This is a genomic window from Chrysiogenia bacterium, from assembly GCA_020434085.1.
In the GTDB taxonomy this organism is placed as follows: Bacteria; JAGRBM01; JAGRBM01; order JAGRBM01; family JAGRBM01; genus JAGRBM01.
Window position 1 is genome coordinate 1 of record JAGRBM010000461.1, and the last position, 3375, is coordinate 3375.

The following is a 3375-nucleotide window of genomic DNA, read 5'->3' on the forward strand; positions in this document are numbered from 1 at the left end:
AGTGTGCGCATGAGGTCTCCATCGTTTGCGGGCATTGATGGCGCAAACGCTACCACGAGCACCCTGCCCGTGCGAGCCGGGCCCGGGGGCATGAAGGAGATTTAATTGCGCGGCGCGTCTTCGGGGAAAGCAAAAGTCCCGTCGGCGCCGGGCTCGAAGGCCACGGCCGCGACGACGGCGCCGGTATTGAGCGGGCCGTAGATGTGGGGGAAAAGCTGCTCGTCCGAGGGCTTGTCCGCGGCGTCCGGGTCGGGGTGCGCGGGCGCCTCCCACTTGAGCTCGCTCGTGAGCTTTTCCGGATCGATGCACAGCAGTACGAGGCCGCTCTGCCCCTTGAGGAAAGCATTGGAGACGGGGACCACCTGCGCAGCGGTGGAGCAGTGAAGGAAGCCCTCGGCCTCCAGGCTTGCCGCCACGTAGCTGCCGCCGGCCTGCGCCGCGCGCCAGTCTGCGCCGGCGGCCATGTGGTAGATCAGAGACACAAACAGCTTCCCGAAACCAACGTAACGCCCAACTTCGTCCTGAGCTTGTTGAAGGATTGAACGGGCTATGCCCGTGACTAGCTGGCCAGGCTCGCGCGCTGCTTCTCGGCGCGGCGGCGCTCTTCAAAGTCGAGGACCGTCTTGCGAATGCGCACGCTCTCGGGCGTGACTTCCACGAGCTCATCATCGGAGATCCATTCGAGCGCGGCATCGAGGCCCATGATGCGCGGCGCATCAAGCACGACGGTCTGTTCCTTGTTGGCGCTGCGGTGGTTGGTCACGTGCTTGGCCTTGGTCGGCTTGCAGGGAAGGTCACCGGGCTTGGCGCACTCGCCCACGATCTGACCGGTGTAGACCTCCTGCATGGGCTTCACAAAGAGCGTGCCGCGGTCCTGCAGGTTCTCGATGCTGTAGGCGGTGACCGGACCATTCTCCATCGCAACCATGGCACCGCGGCTGCGCGCGGCAATCTCGCCTGCGTAGGGCATGTAGCCAATGAAGCGCGAGGCCATGATGCCCAGACCGCGCGTGCTGGTCAGAAACTCGTTGCGGTATCCGATGATGCCGCGCGTGGGGATCTTGTATTCCAGGCGAATGGTGCCGTGGCCGCTCACTTCCATGTTCACGAGGTCGCCCTTGCGACGCGCGAGCGATTCAATGACGGAGCCCTGGTATTCCTCGGGCACATCGATGAAGAGCATTTCGAGCGGCTCGAGCAGCTTGCCGTCCCCGTCGCGCTTGGTGACGACTTCCTGGCGGGACACGCAGAACTCGAGGCCCTCACGGCGCATTTCCTCGATGAGGATGGCCAGGTGCAGCTCGCCGCGGCCCGAGACCTTCACGCCGTCGGCGCGGCCGATGTCTTCCATGCGAAGCGCCACGTTGACGCGCAATTCCTTCTCGATGCGGGCCTTGAGCTCACGAAGCGTCACCGCCTTGCCTTCCTTGCTGGCAAACGGGCTCGTATTCACCAGGAAGAGCATGGAGACCGTGGGCTCTTCGATGTCGAGCGGCGGGAGCGCCGGGTCGGCGAGCGAGGGGACACTGATCGTGTCACCGATGTCGAGGTCCTTGGGACCGGCAAACCAGATGATGTCGCCGGCCGAAACCTCTTCGACTTCCTTGAGGTCGAGTCCTTCGGTGATCCACAGGTGGGAACTGCGCATGTTCTCCTTGCCCGTGACGTCCCACTCGCCCTCTTCCTGTTCGTAGCTGCGCCATTTGGTCATGGTTCGGACGAGCGGATCGCCCACCTTGTGCGCGCCTTCGAGCACGCGGCCGCAACCGATACGGCCGATGTATTCGTTCCAGCCAATATTCGTGACCTGCATGCGGAAGGGCGCGTCCTCGATGACGTCGGGCGGCGGAACATTCTCGACGATGGTTTCGAAGAGCGCCTCCATGCCGTTTTCGTGTTCGTCCTTGTCCAGGTCGCGCACGAACCAGCCGTTGAGGCCCGAGCCGTAGAGGATCGGGAAGTCGGTCTGTTCATCGGTGGCGCCGAGTTCCAGGAAGAGATCGAAGGTCTTCTCCAGCGCGGCGTCGGGCTCGGCGTTGGGACGGTCCACCTTGTTGACGATAACGATGGGCTTGAGACCAAGACGCAGCGAGCGCATGAGCACGTAGCGCGTTTGGGGCATGGGGCCCTCGTTCGCATCGACGAGCAGCAGTACCGAGTCGGCCATGGAGAGCACGCGCTCGACTTCGCCGGAGAAATCGGCGTGCCCGGGCGTGTCGATGATGTTGATGTGGTAGCCGTTCCACTGCACGTTGCAGAGCTTCGAGCGGATCGTAATGCCGCGCTCGCGCTCGAGTGCGTGGGAGTCCATCACGCGAGATTCCACCTGGGCGTTCTGGCGGAAGGTCTGGCAGGAACGGAAGATCGAATCGATCAGGGTGGTCTTGCCGTGGTCAATATGCGCGATGATCGCGAGGTTGCGGATTTTCGAAGCGTCGGTCGTCATGTCCAGTTGCACTTTTCTGCCCGGGAAATCCTCCCGTGGGCCGGGCCTGTGTAGCCGGTTTTGGGCAAATATGCGAGCTCGCCCCCGGGAAATTGCGTTTTTCGCCACTTTTCGTTTTTTCAGGGGCGGGGCCCCACCCGTCCGGGCGGCGTGCTACCAATCGGGGACGTGAAAATGCCGTTCAAATCCCTCTCCGCCCTGCTGGGAGCCCTTCTCCTGACCCTGCCCTTTGGCGCAGACGCCGCGCCCCTGGAGCAGCCCGCCGGGTCGGAGCTGATGGCCACGGTGGAAGCCCTCTCTGACGCCTGGACCAACCGCGGGCGCAAGTGGGCCGTCGAGGACCGGATCGAGGAGCTGGGGCTCTCGCCCTACCTTCATACCGAGTGGATCGACTGGTTCACCTTCCACGAGAACCTGATTCTGGAGATCCCCGGCAGCGGCGACGAGATCGTCTACGTCACTGCCCACTGGGACAAGGTCGACACCAACCCGCTGGCGCTGGCCAGCCTGCTGGTGAACGGCGCCCTCGATGAGCTGGTTTCCTGGAGCTATTTCACCGACGGGGCCCTCGACAACGGCACGGGCGTGGCGATGGTGCTCGCGCTGGCCAGGCATTTTGCGGGGCGGGAGAACCACTACACCTACCGCTTCGTGCTCACCGGCGCAGAGGAAATGGGCCTACGCGGCGCGCGCGCCCACGTCGCGCGGCTCGATCCCGATGAGGTCGCCCGCATTGCCTTCGCAGTCAATCTCGACACGCTTGCCCGCGCCGGCACGCGCGACTGCGTGATGAGCGACGTGAGCGACGCGCACCTGATGCAACGCCTGCTTTATGCGGCACGCGACTCAGGCGCCTCCATCGGCACCGAGAAACTGCCCGAAGGCGCGTCCAGCGACCATGCGCCGTTTGCTCACACGAGTTTCTGGTA

At 64.0% G+C, this 3375-nt stretch carries 3 protein-coding genes; 1 reads left to right on the forward strand and 2 read right to left on the reverse strand.

Annotation, left to right across the window (positions count from 1 at the left end):
- Window positions 1–101: 101 nt before the first annotated feature.
- Together KDH09_15635 and typA are read right to left on the reverse strand one after the other, a co-directional pair.
- Window positions 102–464, reverse strand: a complete 363-nt coding sequence (locus KDH09_15635) for a DUF952 domain-containing protein (protein MCB0221129.1) — start codon at window positions 462–464, stop codon at window positions 102–104.
- A 95-nt stretch (window positions 465–559) separates the two neighbouring features.
- A complete protein-coding gene (gene typA / locus KDH09_15640) occupies window positions 560–2446 on the reverse strand; it encodes a translational GTPase TypA (protein ID MCB0221130.1) in 1887 nt (628 codons plus the stop codon).
- A gap of 174 nt (window positions 2447–2620) precedes the next feature.
- Between typA and KDH09_15645 the strand changes: the two genes are divergently transcribed.
- Window positions 2621–3375 (forward strand): M28 family peptidase (locus tag KDH09_15645; protein MCB0221131.1); only part of this gene is annotated, 755 nt, incomplete at its 3' end.

Excerpts from the sequence above, each read along its gene's own strand:
- KDH09_15635 (MCB0221129.1), bottom strand. The coding sequence starts at position 464 with ATGGCCGCCGGCGCAGACTGGCGCGCGGCGCAGGCCGGCGGCAGCTAC.
- typA (MCB0221130.1), bottom strand. The coding sequence starts at position 2,446 with ATGACGACCGACGCTTCGAAAATCCGCAACCTCGCGATCATCGCGCAT.